Source organism: Acinetobacter sp. CIP 102529 (assembly GCF_000368325.1).
Taxonomy (GTDB): Bacteria; Pseudomonadota; Gammaproteobacteria; order Pseudomonadales; family Moraxellaceae; genus Acinetobacter; species Acinetobacter parvus.
Genome location: NZ_KB849355.1, coordinates 472,876 through 489,896 on the forward strand (window position 1 = coordinate 472,876; position 17,021 = coordinate 489,896).

General features: G+C 39.9%; 13 protein-coding genes and 4 pseudogenes. 7 read left to right on the forward strand and 10 right to left on the reverse strand.

Going from position 1 to position 17,021, the window contains the following annotated elements; translation table 11 throughout:
* Positions 1 to 178 precede the first annotated feature (178 nt).
* Positions 179 to 589: pseudogene (locus tag F972_RS07330) on the reverse strand (GTP-binding protein); the annotation flags it as partial.
* Between the two features lie 260 nt (positions 590 to 849).
* Here F972_RS07330 and F972_RS07335 point away from each other — a divergent pair.
* The 5 genes and pseudogenes from F972_RS07335 to purB all read left to right on the forward strand — a co-directional run.
* Positions 850 to 1,303 (forward strand): annotated as a pseudogene (locus tag F972_RS07335) (transposase family protein); the annotation flags it as partial.
* A gap of 64 nt (positions 1,304 to 1,367) precedes the next feature.
* Positions 1,368 to 1,856 carry an NUDIX hydrolase gene (locus tag F972_RS07340; protein WP_034422924.1) on the forward strand — a complete coding sequence of 163 codons (489 nt, stop codon included), beginning with the start codon at positions 1,368 to 1,370 and terminating at the stop codon, positions 1,854 to 1,856.
* 4 nt (positions 1,857 to 1,860) lie between these two features.
* Positions 1,861 to 2,994 (forward strand): tRNA 2-thiouridine(34) synthase MnmA, encoded by a 1,134-nt coding sequence (gene mnmA / locus F972_RS07345; protein ID WP_004757948.1) that lies wholly within the window; start codon positions 1,861 to 1,863, stop codon positions 2,992 to 2,994.
* Between the two features lie 18 nt (positions 2,995 to 3,012).
* On the forward strand, positions 3,013 to 3,744 hold the full coding sequence (gene hflD / locus F972_RS07350; RefSeq protein WP_004757947.1) for a high frequency lysogenization protein HflD: 732 nt from the start codon (positions 3,013 to 3,015) through the stop codon (positions 3,742 to 3,744).
* Between the two features lie 103 nt (positions 3,745 to 3,847).
* Positions 3,848 to 5,236, forward strand: a complete 1,389-nt coding sequence (gene purB / locus F972_RS07355; protein WP_004682205.1) for an adenylosuccinate lyase — start codon at positions 3,848 to 3,850, stop codon at positions 5,234 to 5,236.
* A gap of 292 nt (positions 5,237 to 5,528) precedes the next feature.
* On the opposite strand, the gene F972_RS07360 is transcribed toward purB, so the two are convergent.
* From F972_RS07360 to F972_RS07370, 3 genes and pseudogenes are all read right to left on the reverse strand, one after another.
* Positions 5,529 to 7,691, reverse strand: coding sequence for a malate synthase G (locus tag F972_RS07360; RefSeq protein WP_004682206.1), 2,163 nt, complete (start codon positions 7,689 to 7,691; stop codon positions 5,529 to 5,531).
* A gap of 292 nt (positions 7,692 to 7,983) precedes the next feature.
* Positions 7,984 to 9,129, reverse strand: a complete 1,146-nt coding sequence (gene zapE, locus F972_RS07365) for a cell division protein ZapE (protein ID WP_004682208.1) — start codon at positions 9,127 to 9,129, stop codon at positions 7,984 to 7,986.
* 118 nt (positions 9,130 to 9,247) lie between these two features.
* Positions 9,248 to 9,871 (reverse strand): annotated as a pseudogene (locus tag F972_RS07370) (helix-turn-helix transcriptional regulator); the annotation flags it as partial.
* Positions 9,872 to 10,344: 473 nt separating this feature from the next.
* On the opposite strand from F972_RS07370, the gene F972_RS07375 reads away from it, so the two are divergent.
* Positions 10,345 to 11,862, forward strand: coding sequence for a flavin-containing monooxygenase (locus F972_RS07375; protein ID WP_004757945.1), 1,518 nt, complete (start codon positions 10,345 to 10,347; stop codon positions 11,860 to 11,862).
* 49 nt (positions 11,863 to 11,911) lie between these two features.
* On the opposite strand, the gene F972_RS07380 is transcribed toward F972_RS07375, so the two are convergent.
* Entirely contained in the window at positions 11,912 to 12,679 is a 768-nt protein-coding gene (locus tag F972_RS07380; protein ID WP_004757944.1) for an META domain-containing protein, read from the reverse strand.
* Positions 12,680 to 12,774: 95 nt separating this feature from the next.
* On the opposite strand from F972_RS07380, the pseudogene F972_RS15305 reads away from it, so the two are divergent.
* Positions 12,775 to 12,914 (forward strand): annotated as a pseudogene (locus F972_RS15305) (LysO family transporter); the annotation flags it as partial.
* A 74-nt stretch (positions 12,915 to 12,988) separates the two neighbouring features.
* Here F972_RS15305 and pyrF read toward each other — a convergent pair.
* The 5 genes from pyrF to cmk form a co-directional block, all read right to left on the reverse strand.
* Positions 12,989 to 13,669: an orotidine-5'-phosphate decarboxylase gene (gene pyrF, locus F972_RS07385; protein ID WP_004757943.1), complete on the reverse strand. Its 681-nt coding sequence runs from the start codon at positions 13,667 to 13,669 to the stop codon at positions 12,989 to 12,991.
* 33 nt (positions 13,670 to 13,702) lie between these two features.
* The gene (locus F972_RS07390; protein ID WP_004679472.1) at positions 13,703 to 14,062 is read right to left on the reverse strand and encodes a lipopolysaccharide assembly protein LapA domain-containing protein; all 360 of its coding nucleotides are present in this window, start codon (positions 14,060 to 14,062) and stop codon (positions 13,703 to 13,705) included.
* A 14-nt stretch (positions 14,063 to 14,076) separates the two neighbouring features.
* Entirely contained in the window at positions 14,077 to 14,379 is a 303-nt protein-coding gene (locus tag F972_RS07395; RefSeq protein WP_004679473.1) for an integration host factor subunit beta, read from the reverse strand.
* Positions 14,380 to 14,536: 157 nt separating this feature from the next.
* On the reverse strand, positions 14,537 to 16,219 hold the full coding sequence (rpsA, locus tag F972_RS07400) for a 30S ribosomal protein S1 (protein ID WP_004679476.1): 1,683 nt from the start codon (positions 16,217 to 16,219) through the stop codon (positions 14,537 to 14,539).
* Positions 16,220 to 16,336: 117 nt separating this feature from the next.
* Entirely contained in the window at positions 16,337 to 17,014 is a 678-nt protein-coding gene (gene cmk, locus F972_RS07405; RefSeq protein WP_004679477.1) for a (d)CMP kinase, read from the reverse strand.
* Positions 17,015 to 17,021: the final 7 nt, after the last annotated feature.

Here is a 17,021-nt window from a genome sequence, read left to right on the forward strand (position 1 = left end):
TTGCTTTAAAATGATCGCAAGCATGATGAGCGAAAAGCACTTTAAATGTGACTTGTTCCATTTTAGAGATTTGTTTAAGATAAGATATAACTCATTGAGATGTGTCATAGTATTCGTCGTTAGAAAACAATTATTGTGACATTATTTCAATGAGTTATCTATTTTTGTCGTGTACAGAGTAAATTTTTAATAACTGATCATTTTGCACATCTATATGCGTAACCCCAATAACAATGTTATTACTATGGTTTTGAAACGCATCTAGATAGAACTCGAGGTCTTTTAAGCGATTAGGACTTGAGTGGTCAATGAGTACCACCGTACCAATTGCACCTTTACAGACAATCGTCCACATAAAGTCAAATCGGTCTTGCCCAGGCGTACCATATAAACCAATCTTGGTACCGTCTTCTAAACTAATTTCGCCGTAGTCAATTCCAACAGTCGTCAAGTATTTACTGTGTGCATCTAAATCTGTATTCACAGCTTCTGTACTAACAACAGGGATATCTGACAGAGCCTTAATTGCTCTAGATTTACCTGCCCCCATCGTTCCACCAAAAACAATTTTGTGTTGCTGAAGAATCATAAGAAATGCTGCTCTTATAAGTAAATATTTTTGACCCATGTCACAGATTTATTTTACCACAGATTTAAAAACATACCAAATACTTAATACTTAATACTTAATACTTAATACTGAATACGTCTAATTTTTTGCCATTGATTTTTTTATTCTTTAAATTATTTCCTATTTTTTGGTGACTATTTCACCATTCTTGGCACATTCATTTCAAAACCACAAAAAATTAGACCTCTTGCGAAAGTATAACCCCCCATAAAGAGCGAATGAGATATAAAACATTAAGCCGCTATACAGCTTCTGAATTTAAACGCTTGGTTGGCGTTCCTAGAGAATTATTTGATGATATGGTCAAAATTCTACAAGATTCGGAAACGCAAAAGAAGAAGTCAGGTCGTCCCCATACATTAAGTATAGAGGATCAATTATTATTGACACTCAATTACTTACGGAACTATAACACCCAACTTGAATTGTCAGCCACGTATGCGATAGCAGAAAGTAACGTCAACCGCACGATTCAAAAGGTAGAAAATTCCTTAATGAAATCAAGACGTTTTACTTTACCTAAGAGAACGATGCTAACAGCAGATGAGGATTTTAACTGGGTTATCATGGACGTGACAGAGAGTCCGATAGAACGCCCTAAAAAAACAGAAAAATTGGTATAGTGGGAAAAAGAAAAAACATAGCTTAAAAACACAGATTATTTTTCATCCTCTTCACCATAGCCAAAAATCCCCAAATTTCGTATGATACGCTTTTTAAAATCATGGTGCTTTGTATGACCGTTTGGACACCTCATGTCACAGTCGCCACTGTAGTCGAAAAAGACGGACGTTTTCTGTTTGTTGAAGAACACAGCGAAGGCTTTGTACATACCGTGTTTAATCAACCTGCGGGACATGTAGAATGCAGCGAAACCATTGTGCAAGCAGCGATTCGTGAGACCTTAGAAGAAACAGGTCATCATGTTGAAGTCGATCACTTGCTCGGGATTTACACCTATACGCCGCCCATGTTTCCAGATCGTACCTATTACCGTTTCTGCTTTCTTGCCCATGTCACCTCCGTTGAGGAAAATGCGCAACTGGATACAGGCATTGTCGGTACGGTCTGGATGAATCTGGATGAATTGCAGGAATCAGCCCGTGCCCGTAGCCCACTGGTTTTAAAAGCTGTTCAAGATGCCCTTACTGGCAAAAAATACCCCTTATCGCTCATTTATGAGCACCCTTTCTCTCCCTCATTCACTTCTCATTTGGACGCTTAATTAGATGCAACAACGTGTCATCGTCGGTATGTCTGGTGGTGTAGACTCCTCTGTTTCTGCCGCATTATTACTTCAACAAGGATATCAAGTTGAAGGTCTTTTCATGAAAAACTGGGAAGAAGATGATGGTACGGAATACTGCACAGCACTTGAAGACTTAGCTGATGCGCAAGCCGTTGCAGATAAAATTGGTATCAAGCTGCACACTGCGAACTTTGCAATGGAATATTGGGATCGTGTCTTTGAGCACTTTCTGGCTGAATACGCTGCGGGTCGCACACCAAACCCAGATATTCTGTGCAATAAAGAAATTAAATTCCGCGCCTTCCTCGATCATGCGATGACTTTGGGTGCAGACTTTATTGCCACAGGCCACTATGCACGTCGTGGTGCGAGTACACAAAACTCACGTGGTGAAACCTACGCACCTTTATTACGTGGTGTTGACAACAATAAAGACCAAACTTATTTCTTACATGCAGTTCATGGTCGTGAAATTAACAAGACTTTGTTCCCTGTCGGTGAAATTGAAAAACCGCAGGTGCGTAAAATCGCAGAAGAGCTTGATTTAGCAACGGCTAAGAAAAAGGACTCCACAGGAATCTGTTTTATCGGGGAACGCCGTTTTAGCGATTTCTTAAAACAGTATCTTCCTGCTCAGGCTGGAAAAATTGTCTTGGATAATGGCAAACAAGTTGGTGAACATCACGGCTTAATGTACTATACGCTCGGTCAACGCGGTGGGATCGGTATTGGTGGTATGAAAGGTGCGCAAGAAGGTGCATGGTTCGTATTGCATAAGGATGTTGCCAATAACCGATTAGTCATTGGACAGGGGCATGATCATCCGCTTATGCAAAGTAAACAGCTTTGGAGTGAAGCGATTGATTGGGTTGCAGGTGAACAAGAGATCCCACCTACGGGTTTCCGATGCACAGCAAAAACTCGTTATCGTCAGCCTGACCAAGCGTGTACAATTTACCATGATGAGCAAACCGAAAATGGTATTCGAGTTGAGTTTGATGAACCACAACGTGCTGTAACTCCAGGGCAAAGTGTGGTGTTTTACTCAGGAGAGGTGTGCTTAGGCGGTGGTGTCATTCACCATACTGATGCCCCTCAACCAGATTTTATTTAAGGATATTGGAATCGAAGCATGGCGGAGTTACCCTTTCAGCACACCCAAGCGTTGAATGTAAGACAAAACCGTGCTTTAGCATTGGCTGCTGTCTTCCAAGCAACTCAGCTGACCCATATGACTGCGATGGCGGGACAGCAGAGTATTGGAGATAGTGGTAATTTTTATTTTGAACTACTGATCAAAGCCAGTTTAAATATTCGTCCAGCCACCAATAATGCCACTCAAACTTTAGATTTTTTTAATCAACTTGCAGATATCTCTCTTGGTTTAAAAACATTAGAAAGTTGTATAACTCAACCTTTTAATACTGCTCCTAAATCTCGTATTCCGAAAATGTCGACTGCTAAACTCCCAATGTCTTATGCAATGGCGTTATTGCAATTAGAAAAGAAAGTGTATAGCAATCCTGAGTACGTCAAAATTATCGAAGCAGCTCAGCAAAAAATATTAAAACAGCTTTCATTTTTCGATAATAACTATTTGCACCCAAGTATTATTGCCAACCTCGCACAAACCTATGTTGAAACCGCAGGGCAAATCAATCCGCGCATTTTAGTCCGTGGTAATGCTGAAGCTTTTAAAGATATGAATCATACAAATCGAATCCGTGCTTGCCTCTTTACAGGTCTACAACTTGCGCATTTGTGGCGACAACTGGGCGGTAGTTCATGGAGTATGATCTTTAGTAAACGTAAGCTTTTACAAGATATTCAAGCTCTTGCTCGTTTGCAGTATCAGGTGGTATAAACCGATGCTAGAGCAAATTTTTTATACCGTTTTACAACCTCTATAAATCTCTCTTGAGGAATAAATAAAGTTCCGCAAGAGAGACAAACTTTAAGGAATCTGTATGAATGCTTTAACCGCACTCTCACCACTTGATGGACGTTATGCGAGCAAATGCGATGCTCTACGCCCTTTTTTGTCTGAGTTTGGTTTAATCCACGCTCGTGTTACGGTTGAAGTGCGTTGGTTACAAGCACTTGCAAATCGTGCAGAAATTATTGAAGTTCCTGCTTTTTCTGCTGAAACAAATGCAGCATTGGATGCAATCGTAACCAATTTTTCTGAAGAAGATGCGAATCGTATTAAAGAAATTGAACGTACGACAAACCACGATGTAAAAGCAGTTGAATATTTCCTTAAAGAAAAAATTGCGAATATTGATGAGCTACAAAATGCGGGCGAATTTATTCACTTTGCATGTACCTCTGAAGACATCAACAACTTGTCTCATGCATTAATGCTTAAAAATGGTCGTGAAGTTTTAGTTTCAAGTATGAAACAAATTCTGAATGCGATTTCTGCTTTGGCTATCACACACGCTGAGCAACCAATGTTGTCTCGTACACATGGTCAAACTGCAAGCCCGACTACGTTAGGTAAAGAGATGGCAAACGTTGCTTATCGTTTAGCGCGCCAAATCAAGCAATTTGAAAATGTTGAATTATTGGGCAAAATCAATGGTGCTGTCGGTAACTACAATGCTCACCTATCTGCTTACCCAGAAATTGACTGGGCTGCACATGCTCAAGCATTTGTTGAATCTTTAGGTTTAGCATTTAACCCATACACCACACAAATTGAGCCACATGACTATATGGCTGAATTGTTCGATGCATTACGTCGTTATAACACCATCCTGATCGACTTTAACCGTGATGTTTGGGGCTATATCTCACTGGGTTACTTCAAACAAAAATTGAAAGATGGTGAAGTTGGTTCATCAACCATGCCTCATAAAGTAAACCCAATTGACTTCGAAAATTCTGAAGGTAACTTAGGTATCGCAAATGCGGTATTGGGTCATCTTGGTGAAAAACTTCCTGTTTCTCGTTGGCAGCGAGACTTAACTGACTCAACTGTTCTTCGTAACATGGGGGTTGGTTTTGCACAAAGCTTGATTGCTTTTGATGCTTGCTTAAAAGGTATTGGTAAACTTGAGTTGAATGCGAACCGTTTAAATGAAGATTTAGACCAAGCACAAGAGGTTCTTGCAGAACCGATCCAAACAGTAATGCGCCGTTACAATGTTGAAAAACCTTACGAAAAACTAAAAGCATTGACTCGTGGTCAAGCAATGACACGTGAAATGATGGTGAACTTCGTTAATGGTGATGAACTTCTTCAAGTTCCAGCTGATGAACGTGCTCGTTTAGCAGAGCTTACACCTGCTACATATACAGGTAATGCAGCTGAACAAGCGAAACAAATTAATGATCTAATTAGCAAAATCTAAGTTTTGTTGATAAAAAAGCAAAGCCTCGGCTTTGCTTTTTTATGCGCTAACATCTTAATTTCTATATTTTTTAATTGATATTTTTGAAAAAATAAACCAACAATCTGTTTAATTTAGCTTACTCAAAAATTGCAAATCACGTTTTTTAGCTTCAATGATAGAACATTTATTAAATTTTGAAATTCACGCACATAAAATGACTAACAATACTGTGATAAGCAATATTTTACATATTTTAAGAAAACGAGGTTTTAAAAAAAGCCTCCGAGGAGGCTTTTCAGTTTAGAAGAAATTAATCACCTGTATAACCTTTTAATTTTAAACGTGCAGCATGTAACAATGGCTCTGTATAACCCGATGGTTGCTCAGCGCCTTTGAAGATCAGGTCAGAAGCTGCCTGGAATGCGATACCATCAAACTTAGGTGCCATTGGTGTATAAAGTGGATCATTGGCATTTTGCTGATCAACAATCACTGCCATGCGCTTCAACACTTCTTCAACCTGTTCGCGTGTTACAATCCCGTGACGTAACCAGTTCGCAACATGTTGAGAGGAAATACGTAATGTTGCACGGTCTTCCATCAAACCAACGTTGTTGATGTCTGGAACTTTAGAACAACCTACGCCTAGGTCAACCCAACGAACGACATAACCCAGAATACCTTGACAGTTATTTTCAAGTTCGTTGTTAATTTCTTCAGCAGTCCAGTTGGTTTCTGGAGCAAAAGGAGGTGTTAACAAGTCATCCAGAGACAACATATCTTCATTAGCCAACTCATCCTGACGTGCTTTCACGTTGATTTGATGGTAATGCAATGCATGAAGTACCGCACCTGTTGGAGATGGAACCCATGCACAAGATGCACCTGCATTTGGATGTGCAGTTTTAGTCGCCAACATATCTTTCATGCTGTCTGGTTTTGGCCACATGCCTTTACCAATTTGTGCCTTACCTTGTAGGCCACATGCCAAACCAATCGCAACGTTACGATTTTCGTAAGAAGCAATCCATTTCTGAGCTTTAACAGCTTCTTTACGGACCATTGGCGCTGCTTCCATAGAGGTATGGATTTCATCACCCGTACGATCCATAAAACCAGTGTTAATGAAAATCGTACGGTCTTTTGCAGCAGCAATACAGTTTTTCAAATTAACTGAAGTACGACGTTCTTCGTCCATAATCCCGATTTTAAGCGTCTTCGCTGGCAAGCCAAGTGCCTGTTCCGCACGCTCAAACAATTCAACTGCGAATGCAACTTCTTCTGGGCCATGCATTTTTGGCTTAACGATATACATAGAACCTTTACGAGAGTTCTTATTTTCGTTTTCGCCACGAATATCTGAAATTGTAAGTAATGGAGTAACTAATGCATCCATAATACCTTCAAATACTTCTTCACCTTCTACAAGGATCGCTGGGTTAGTCATTAAATGACCAACATTACGAAGAAGCATCAACGAACGACCATGTAAAGTTGTAGTGCCACCAATCAGGTTTTGAACAGTACGGTCTTTGTTTAAGGCACGTGTAATGGTTTTACCATTTTTCTCGATAGACTCTTGTAAGTCACCTTTCATCAAGCCCAACCAGTTACGGTAGCCTTCAACTTTCTCTTCAGCATCAACCGCCGCAACAGAATCTTCCAAATCCTGAATGGTTGTGATTGCCGCTTCAAGGGTTAAATCTTTCACGCCAGCAGCATCAGTTTTACCCACTGGGCTGTTTGCATCAATATCAATGATAACGTGCAGGCCGTTATTTAATAAAACGATTTCAGTTGGGTTTGCGGCTTCACCATTGAAACCAACAAATTGAGCTTCATGCGCCAAAGAAGTAGTCGAACCATCTTTTAAAGTCACAACTAGACGATTGTGATCAACCGCATATTGAGTTGCATCAGCGTGTGAGCCTTGTGCCAACGGGAAAGTCTGGTTTAAGAAATCTTTAGCGAATGCAATAACCTTGTCACCACGAACTGGGTTATAGCCTTTACCTTTTTCCGCACCATTTTCTTCAGAAATTACATCTGTACCATACAGTGCATCGTACAAAGAACCCCAACGTGCATTGGCTGCGTTTAAGCAATAACGTGCATTACGTACTGGTACAACTAGCTGTGGACCTGCCAATAAAGCAATTTCTTCATCTACATTTTCAGTTGTAACTTTAAAGTCAGCAACTTCTGGTTCCAGATAACCAATTTCAGTCAGGAATGCTTTATAGGCATTCAATTCAAATTTATTATTGCGGTGCCATTCATCAATCTTGGCTTGTAGTTCATCACGCTTAGCCAATAATGCCTTGTTTTTTGGGCTAAGATCGACAACGACTTGCTCGAAGTTTTTCCAGTAAGTTTCACTATCTAAACCAGATCCTGGTAAAGCTTCATTTTCGATGAAATCGTAAAGTTCTTTAGCAATCGCTAGCTTGCCTTGTTGAATACGTACAGTCATTGTCTTTCCTGATGGTGCTAACTTTTTATAACAAGATTCCTAGTATACCGATTTATACTAGCCTGAATAGTAATATCACATTCCTAAATAGTAAGCATTTTCTCTATAAGACGTATTGACAAGCGCAATTTTATCTCTTTATCAAAAAATCAAATTCCTGGGTACTTACAGTTTAGGCCTGCAATGTCCTCACATTTTTAAACGACTTTATTTATAGCAAAATTCAAACAAGAATAAAGCTTTCTCCCTCTAAATTTATAAAAAAGACATTCCGAAGAATGCCTTTGTAAATTTATGAGGTTTTTGCAACCTGTATCTGTCGATGTTCAGAATGCAGGTAGTCATCCGACTGCATTTCCAGCAATCTTGAACGGGTACGCTCAATTTCAAAAGCCAATTTCTGACCTTCATAAAGCTCAATAATTGAATCTTCTGACGTCAGCAATAATTTCACCCCACGATCATAAAACTCATCGACCAGATAAATAAAACGTCGGGTTCCTTCTGACAGGAAATCGGTCAAATTCGGAATATTGCTGACCAATACAGTATTGTAAATATTGGCAATTTCAATAAAGTCTGCTGGACTACGTGGCTTAAAGCATAATTCAGAGAATTCACACCACAATACATCTTCGGTATGCCCCAGCGTCTCTACCACACGATTGTTAATCATGATGGGTGTATTCGACTTGGTTTGAGTATGTGTAAGCGATTGGAAACGTTCAAGCATCCATGACTGGGCATCACTGCTTAATGGATATTTAAACAACTGTGCCTGTTTCAAAACTCGTAAACGGTAATCAATGCCTGCATCAACATTTAAAACCACACAGTTTTTCTGTACCAGTGTAATCGTGGGCATAAAACGGTCACGGTGAATCCCGTTTTTATATAAACCCTCTGGCGCAATGTTTGATGTTGCAATCAGGGTAATGCCACGCTCAAATAGTTTCTGGAATAAATCACTAAGAATCATTGCATCTGTCACGTTCGACACAAAGAACTCGTCAAAACAAATCACAACTGCATTTTTATAAATTTGATCGGCCACTGCATCCAGAGGATTACGCTGGCCTGAAAGCTTGTTTAATTCTTTATGGACGTGCTGCATAAAGTGATGAAAATGCATACGGGTCTTGCGGCGGAACGGGACAGCATCATAAAACTGGTCCATTAACCAAGTCTTGCCACGGCCTACACCGCCCCACATATAAACCCCTTTTGGATAGGTCTGACGACGGAAACGTCGAAATGCTTTCTTGGAAGCTTTATAACGAGTGAGTAATTCTTTCCATACTCGATCTAACTCTTGCACTGCCTGAGCCTGAGCTTCATCAGGCATAAACTGACCTGACTCAAGCGCTTGAGTATAGCGTTCAGCAGGTGATGCAGGAATAAATGCAGTGCTATGTGAGTCTGGTTTAGAATTTGACATAAGGACTTATTGCAATTTTAATTGGTGAAAATTATATCGAACATTGAGTTCAAAGGCATTAGATTTTAGGCTTAATTATCATGCTGTTTAAACATCATAATCTACCATTTTTAATTATTTAGCTATTTCGATGATATTGTCTAGGGCTTTGTCCAAACCATCTTTTAAAGGCATGATTAAATGCTGCAGGTTCAGAATATCCCAACATTTCGGCCACTTGCTCAATCGAATACGAACTGTTTTCAATGAATTTTAATGCCTTTTGCTTGATGAGCCTTTCCCGAATTTCCTTATAGCTGGTCTGCATTTGCTGTAATTGGTGCCTTAAAGTTCGTTCAGGCATGTTCAATGCACAGGCTGTTTCCGTCATGGTTGGAATCACGCCATTCTGCAGTTCCAGATAATCTTCAACATATTCGACAACGGTCAGCTTGAGGTTTTCATTCTTCTCCAGCTTTGCTAAATCCTGTAGGCATTTTTCCTCATACACCCGATAGGTCAATGTATCTGCGGAGGGGACTTTAATTTGCAGGATTTGAATATCGTCCAGAATGAATGCCGCCTGATCACAATCAAATTTGACATCCTGCCCATAATAGTCCTGATAGGCAGCCATCAATGCCAAGTCTTTTGGCCTTTTAAATGGTAATTCAATTTGAATGTGAGGAATTTCCAGCCCCATCATTTTAAAAATATCTTGTAAAAACCTATAGGTACCTGAGATTTCACATTGTGCTCGGAGATGACGCATGCCTTGAATCAAATACATTAATCCGAGGATAGATCTCTTCATAATTCCAAATGCAATTCTCAAAACTTTAGGGACGGTTGGTACTTTATCCATGATTGCGACAGAGGATATTTTTTAGACGATACAAGGCATGTTTTGCGAGATTTAGTATTCTAAATGAGCAGAACATAACGCAGTAGCGGCAAAAAATATCCCTGTCCCGTAGGGTGGTGGCTAAAAATCCCTCATACTTCGTTATGAAACTTGGCAAGGGAATAGCCATTCCCTGCGTTTCATGCCTCGTCTGATGAGTTTTTAGCCTACAACGCAATTCATTTATAAAGCAGCAACAGGCCCTATGTTGTACTATAAAAAAGCATGTAAATGAATTGCCGAAATGATCAAGTATTGCGTCTATACAATCATATTTAATCTCGATAAAACCTTTAAACTTGCGCGAAATTTAGCTGTGCAGGGCGTGGACGATGCGTGACGTAACCAAAAATGCGATTCAAAAAACCAAAGTTGCCATTATTGGTGCAGGTTTTGGTGGTTTGGCAATGGCTATTCGACTATTACAAAGTCAAATCAATGATTTTGTGATTTTGGAAAAGACCAATGATGTGGGTGGCACATGGCGAGAAAACCAGTATCCAGGTGCAGCCTGTGATGTTCAATCGCATATGTATTCCCTTTCATTTGCACCTAAAACCGACTGGTCCAAACGTTACGCAGAAGCAGATGAAATTTTTACTTATATTCAGGATATTACTGAACAATATAAATTAAAAGATTATTGTAAATTTAATCATGAAGTGACTCATGCTCAGTTTGATGAAAACCGCAATGTCTGGACTGTAGAATTTAAAGACCAGCCAACACTTGAAGCACAATTTGTTATTTTTGCTTCTGGTCCACTGCATGTTCCCCAAATTCCACACATTAAAGGGATTGAGAAATTCAAAGGCAAAGTCTTCCATTCTTCAAAATGGGAACACGATTATGATTTAAGTGGTAAATCTGTTGCCTCTATTGGTACAGGTGGCAGTGCCATTCAGTATATTCCTGAAATTGCACCCGAAGTAAAACAGCTTTATGTGTTTCAGCGTACTGCAGCATGGGTCATCCCACGTGATGAACGTAAATATTCACAACTCAGCAAGACTTTGTTCAAGGCATCGAATATTTATCGCCAAATCCATCGTACCCGCTTGTACTGGACCAATGAGTCTCGTGTCGTGCCGATTGTACAACCTCAGATCATGAAATATGGTCAAAAGCTTGCAGAAGCCTTTATTCGTTTTCAGGTGAAAGATAAAGAACTCGCCAAGAAACTAACTCCTGATTTCGTCATGGGTTGTAAGCGTATTTTGATTTCCAACAAATACTTTCCAACCTTTAACCGTAAAAACGTTGAACTGGTTACAGATGCTATTCAGGAAATTACTGCAAATGGCATCATCACCAAAGATGGTAAAGAACGTCAGATTGACTGCCTGATTTATGGTACAGGTTTTATTACCGATCCACGTATCTACTTAAAGCATTTTGATTGTGTCGGTCGTAATGGCATTGAGCTGAAACAGGCATGGAAAGATGGCGCTGAAAGTTACTATGGCATTGTCACCAAGAACTTCCCGAACCTGTTCCAGCTACTTGGTCCTAACACAATCTTAGGGCATAACTCTGTGATTTTCATGATTGAATCACAAGTGAACTATATTCTACAGTTGATCCAGACCGTTGATAAAACAGCTACTCAGGCGATTGAAATCAAGCATGATGCACAAGATCAGTTCAACGAACGTGTACAGGAACAGCTTAAAGGTACGGTATGGCAAGCAGGTGGCTGTAGCAGTTGGTATCAGGCGGCTGATGGCAAGAACTTCTCTCTATGGCCAACTTATACCTGGAAATACTGGTTAGAAACGCGTAAAGCGAATGTTGCTGATTATAATTTTATGAGTAATGACGCTAAGCAATCAAAAAAACAAGTCGCTTAAATTGTAATGATAAACGAGAGGATAATTTATGATCCTCTCGTTTATTGTTTTAAGGTTCGTAATAATCGCCATTACCTGACATTGGTGTGGTGTAGTAAACATCCACATACGGACGCTTGTGATCTTTTAGTGGAAAACGTTTCACTAAAATCATGGCATACGTATTTTCAATATGCTGATAATCTTCAATTTCATCTTGTTTAATAATTTGCCACTGTCCTTTTTCCCGATTCTCCCATAATCCGACCTCTTTAATTTCACGAATCTTTAAGCATTGTGGTCGTTCGGAAGCTGCGCTGTTATTTTCACAAGATACGAAATGAGGAAAAACCTCAAATGTTAAAATTTCAGGTTTAGACTGATATTTTGTTTCAGGTGTCATTTTTCCTACAAATGAATACTGCTGACTATCTAACATTTTAAATGTTAAGGTTGGTTGAGCAATATTAGTTGAATCCAAGGTAAATATAGCCTGCTTGTCTTGATCAAATAAATTTGTCGCTAATACTTCTTGTTTTGCTAATTCATCAGGACATCCCATAGCGGTTAGCACAAAACTTTCTGTCGCAATTAATTTTTTCCCCTGAATTTTATAAGGCGCACCCCCAGCATTACACCCTGTATTCACCCCAACACTATTATTTTCAAAGTTTAATTTAATTGGAGGATTCTCATTCGGGGGTTGATATTGCCAAACATATGAAGTTAATATTTTCTCTGGATCTAATGAAATTTTTTTTGGCTCCTGTACAACTGGGGTACAAGCAAGTAAACCCACACTACAGCATAAAAAGAAAAATATAGATTTAACTTGCATTTAGTCCCTCCTCCATACCTATCTGCTGATATTTTGTATAGCACTTTTCTGGGCATAATGGATGAATCATATACTGGGATAAAATAAAAAATTAAGCAACTTCAATGGATGTTACCCTGGCAATGGTGAAGCAATCATGTGGTACGTATTATGTACCTCATGCCATGATGAGCGGATTAATTCTTTCGCTACTCCCCCCCTATTGATAACTCTGTTTTTAAATCTGAAATTCTAATGAATATCAGTTGAATTGATCAAATCAATATAAAAGGCAAACACAAGTTCGCCCTTACATGAAGATCTATCGATTTAAATCGAAGCTAAAATAGACTTGAGCATCTCAGTTGGGTTTTCTGCCTTGGTAATTGGACGGCCAATGACCAAATGGGTTGAACCATCTTGCATTGCCTGTTTAGGTGTCACAATACGTTTCTGGTCATCTGCATTCGAACCCTCAGGACGAATACCAGGTGTTACCAATGCAAAATCTGCCCCTAACATTTCACGAAGAATTTTTGCTTCCTGTGCCGAACATACTACACCATCCAGGCCACTCTCTTGAGTGAGCTTGGCCAAGCGTTTAACTTGCTCTACAGGTTCGATATCCAAACCAATATCACGCAAATCTTCACGTCCCATTGACGTTAAAACAGTCACTGCAATCAATTGTGTTTGATAATTTCCTGCTTGCAAACGCTCAACACAGGTTTCCATCATCTTGCGACCACCAGATGCATGTACATTGACCATCCAAACACCTAGATCAGCCGCCGCACAAACCGCCTGAGCGGTGGTATTCGGAATATCATGGAATTTTAAATCCAAAAAAACTTCAAAACCCTTGTTCTTTAAGTTTTTAACAACAGATGGACCTTCATGAGTAAAAAGCTCTTTGCCTACTTTGACACGACATAGAGTAGGATCAAGTTGTTCCACAATTGTCAGAGCGTCGTATTCGCTTTTTGCATCCAAGGCAACAATGATACTCAAGAGCTTTTCTTCCCAATAAAAATAAAGCCCATATTATAATGGGCTTTTATTTTCTGTGTGAATATCCAGCACAGTTTTTTCATGTCTTGTACTTGCAGCAGCCTGAGCAGCAGCTTGTTGAGCCACCTGAATTTGTTCTTTTCTCAGATGATCAATGTCTTTACGTAAACGTTTAATTTCCCAATTGGTTTGGAAAACCCTAAATACCTGGACACCAAGAAGTAGACCAACAACAATGCCTAATGCCAATGTTAATAGAAGCAATAGACCTAAACGCATCGCAGGGACTTGGGTAAACAATAAGTTTACCTCCAACTCTGCTGGGTTCTGCAAAACCAAGGCAAGCGAATAACCAAATATAGCAATAAGTAATGCAATTAATATATAACGCATACACACCTCGAATATTATTCAGCAGATTCGTTTACCGCATCACGAAGTGCTTTACCTGGTTTAAAGTGAGGAACGGCTTTCGCCGCAACATCAACAGCCTTACCTGTTTTAGGGTTACGTCCTAAACGTGGTTCACGATGATGCAATGCAAAACTGCCAAAACCACGAATTTCGATACGATCACCATTTGAAAGCGCTTCAATCATTTGGTCAATCATGATCTTAACTGCATCTTCAACTAAAGGTTCAGCCAAGTGTGGGTTTTTAAGTGCAATCCGTTCAATCAAATCAGATTTATTAAGTGCTTCAGTAGTCATTGATGACCTCTTTAATTATTGCTACTTTTTAATGTTTTTAATAATAACCTGTTTAAATACAAAACGGTAGCGCAGTACATAAATACTACGCTACCGTTTACAGTATTTTTGTATAAAAAAGTACTTCTCTGTTACAAGAAACGTACTTTTTAACAAATTACTTCATTTGAGCTTTAATTAAGTCACCAATAGTCTTAGGACCATTGCTGTCAGCAACTTGTGTAGCAGCAGCTTGACGAGCATTGTTTACAGCTTCTTTCTCTTCAGCTTCGTCTTTCGCTTTGATAGACAAGTTGATTGAACGAGACTTGCGATCAACGTTGATGATCTTCGCTTCAACTTCCTGACCAACTTCTAGGAACTTGGTTGCATCTTCAACGCGGTCACGGTTGATTTCAGAAGCTTTAAGTGTTGCTTCGATGTCATCAGCCAATTTAACTGTAGCACCTTTCGCATCAACAGCAGTTACAGTACCTTTAACCAAGGCACCGCGCTCATTCGCAGCCAAGAAGTCATTGAATGGGTCGCTGTTCAATTGCTTGATACCAAGGCTGATACGGTTGCCTTCAGCGTCAACAGACAAGATAACCGCTTCAACTGTGTCACCTTTCTTGTAACGACGAATTGCTTCTTCGCCTTGCTCGTTCCAAGAAATGTCAGACAAGTGAACTAGACCATCGATACCGCCTGGTAAACCGATGAAGATACCGAAGTCAGTGATTGACTTGATCGTACCTGAAACTTTTTCACCTTTGTCGTGGTTCTTAGCAAACTCTTCCCATGGGTTAGCACGAGTTTGTTTGATACCAAGAGAAATACGACGACGCTCTTCGTCAACTTCAAGAACCATAACGTCAACTTCATCACCAATCTGAACAACTTTAGATGGGTGGATGTTTTTGTTAGTGTGGTCCATTTCAGAAACGTGTACTAAACCTTCAACGCCTTCAGCGATTTCTGCGAAACAGCCGTAGTCAGTTAAGTTCGTTACGCGAGCTTTAACGATAGAACCTTTAGGATAACGGTTCATGATCGCCAACCATGGATCTTCGCCTAATTGCTTAAGACCTAAAGATACGCGGTTACGCTCTTTGTCAAACTTAAGTACTTTAACAGTAACTTCTTGACCCACTTCAACCACTTCTGATGGATGCTTGATACGTTTCCAAGCCATATCTGTGATATGCAGAAGACCATCAATACCACCAAGATCAACGAATGCACCGTAATCTGTAAGGTTCTTGATTGTACCAGTAACAGTTTGACCTTCTTCAAGCTGAGCAAGCAATGCTTCACGGTCAGCTGAAGATTCAGCTTCCATTACGGCACGACGAGAAACCACAACGTTATTGCGTTTAGCATCAAGCTTGATAACCTTGAACTCCAACTCTTTACCTTCAAGGTGAGTTGTGTCGCGAATCGGACGAGTGTCAACCAAAGAACCTGGCAGGAATGCACGTACAGGACCAATGTCAACAGTGAAACCACCTTTAACCTTACCAGAGATAACACCAGTAACGATTTCGCCATCTTCAAAGATTTTCTCAAGTTTAGTCCAGGTTTCAGCACGTTTCGCTTTTTCACGTGATAAAACTGTTTGACCCATACCGTTGTCAAGCGCTTCAACAACAACATCAACTTCATCACCAACCTGAACTTCAAGTTCACGTTGTTCATTTAAAAACTCAGCACGGTCAACAACACCTTCAGATTTAAGGCCAGTGTCAACAGTTACCCAGTCAGAGTCGATACTAACAACGATACCTTTAATTACGGCACCTTTGTCAATATTAAGGGTTGATTCGCTTTCTTCAAAGAGGGCTGCAAAAGATTCGGTCATGATATACCTAAAAAATTCAACGGTCTTGGATCAGACAAGATCGGTTTAGTTAAGTTGTTACATAGCCATAAAATCTGACCAGACCATGCTTCAACTGAAAATTCATTGAATATCTATTTATATACGACTATCGATATAATCAACCATGAGCTTAAAGACCTCATCAATGCCTATTGTAGAGCTATCAATGATATAGGCGTCTTCCGCTGGCTTGAGCGGAGCGACTTCACGCTCCATATCTCTTTTATCTCTAGCCTGTATGTTAGATAAAATGTCGCTTATTTTAGCATCAAGCCCCATACCCTGCAACTGTTTTACACGTCGCTCAGCACGCGATTCGGCTGATGCCGTAAGGTATAGCTTGGCTTGCGCTTCAGGAAAAATTGAAGTTGCCATGTCACGGCCATCGGCAACCAGTCCTGGATGCTGGATAAATGCACGTTGACGTTCAAATAATGCCTTTCTTAATTCTGGCACAGTTGCCACTTTAGAAGCATACTCACCGACCTGCTCTGTTCGAATGGTATTGGTGACATCTTTCCCCTCAAGCAACACCTGCGTAGCGGTCTCATTTGATTTAAATTCAATATCCAAATGAGTTGCATCATCAACACATTGTTCCAGCCTTGCCTCAATCTGGTCCAACAAGCCCTTTTGAAATAATGACAGCCCGAGTAAACGATATAAAGCACCAGAGTCTAAAAGATTAAATCCATAATAAGCAGCTATTTTGGCTGCCAAGGTCCCTTTGCCAGAACCACTAGGACCATCAATCGTAATAATTTGAACTGTCATTCCTGTC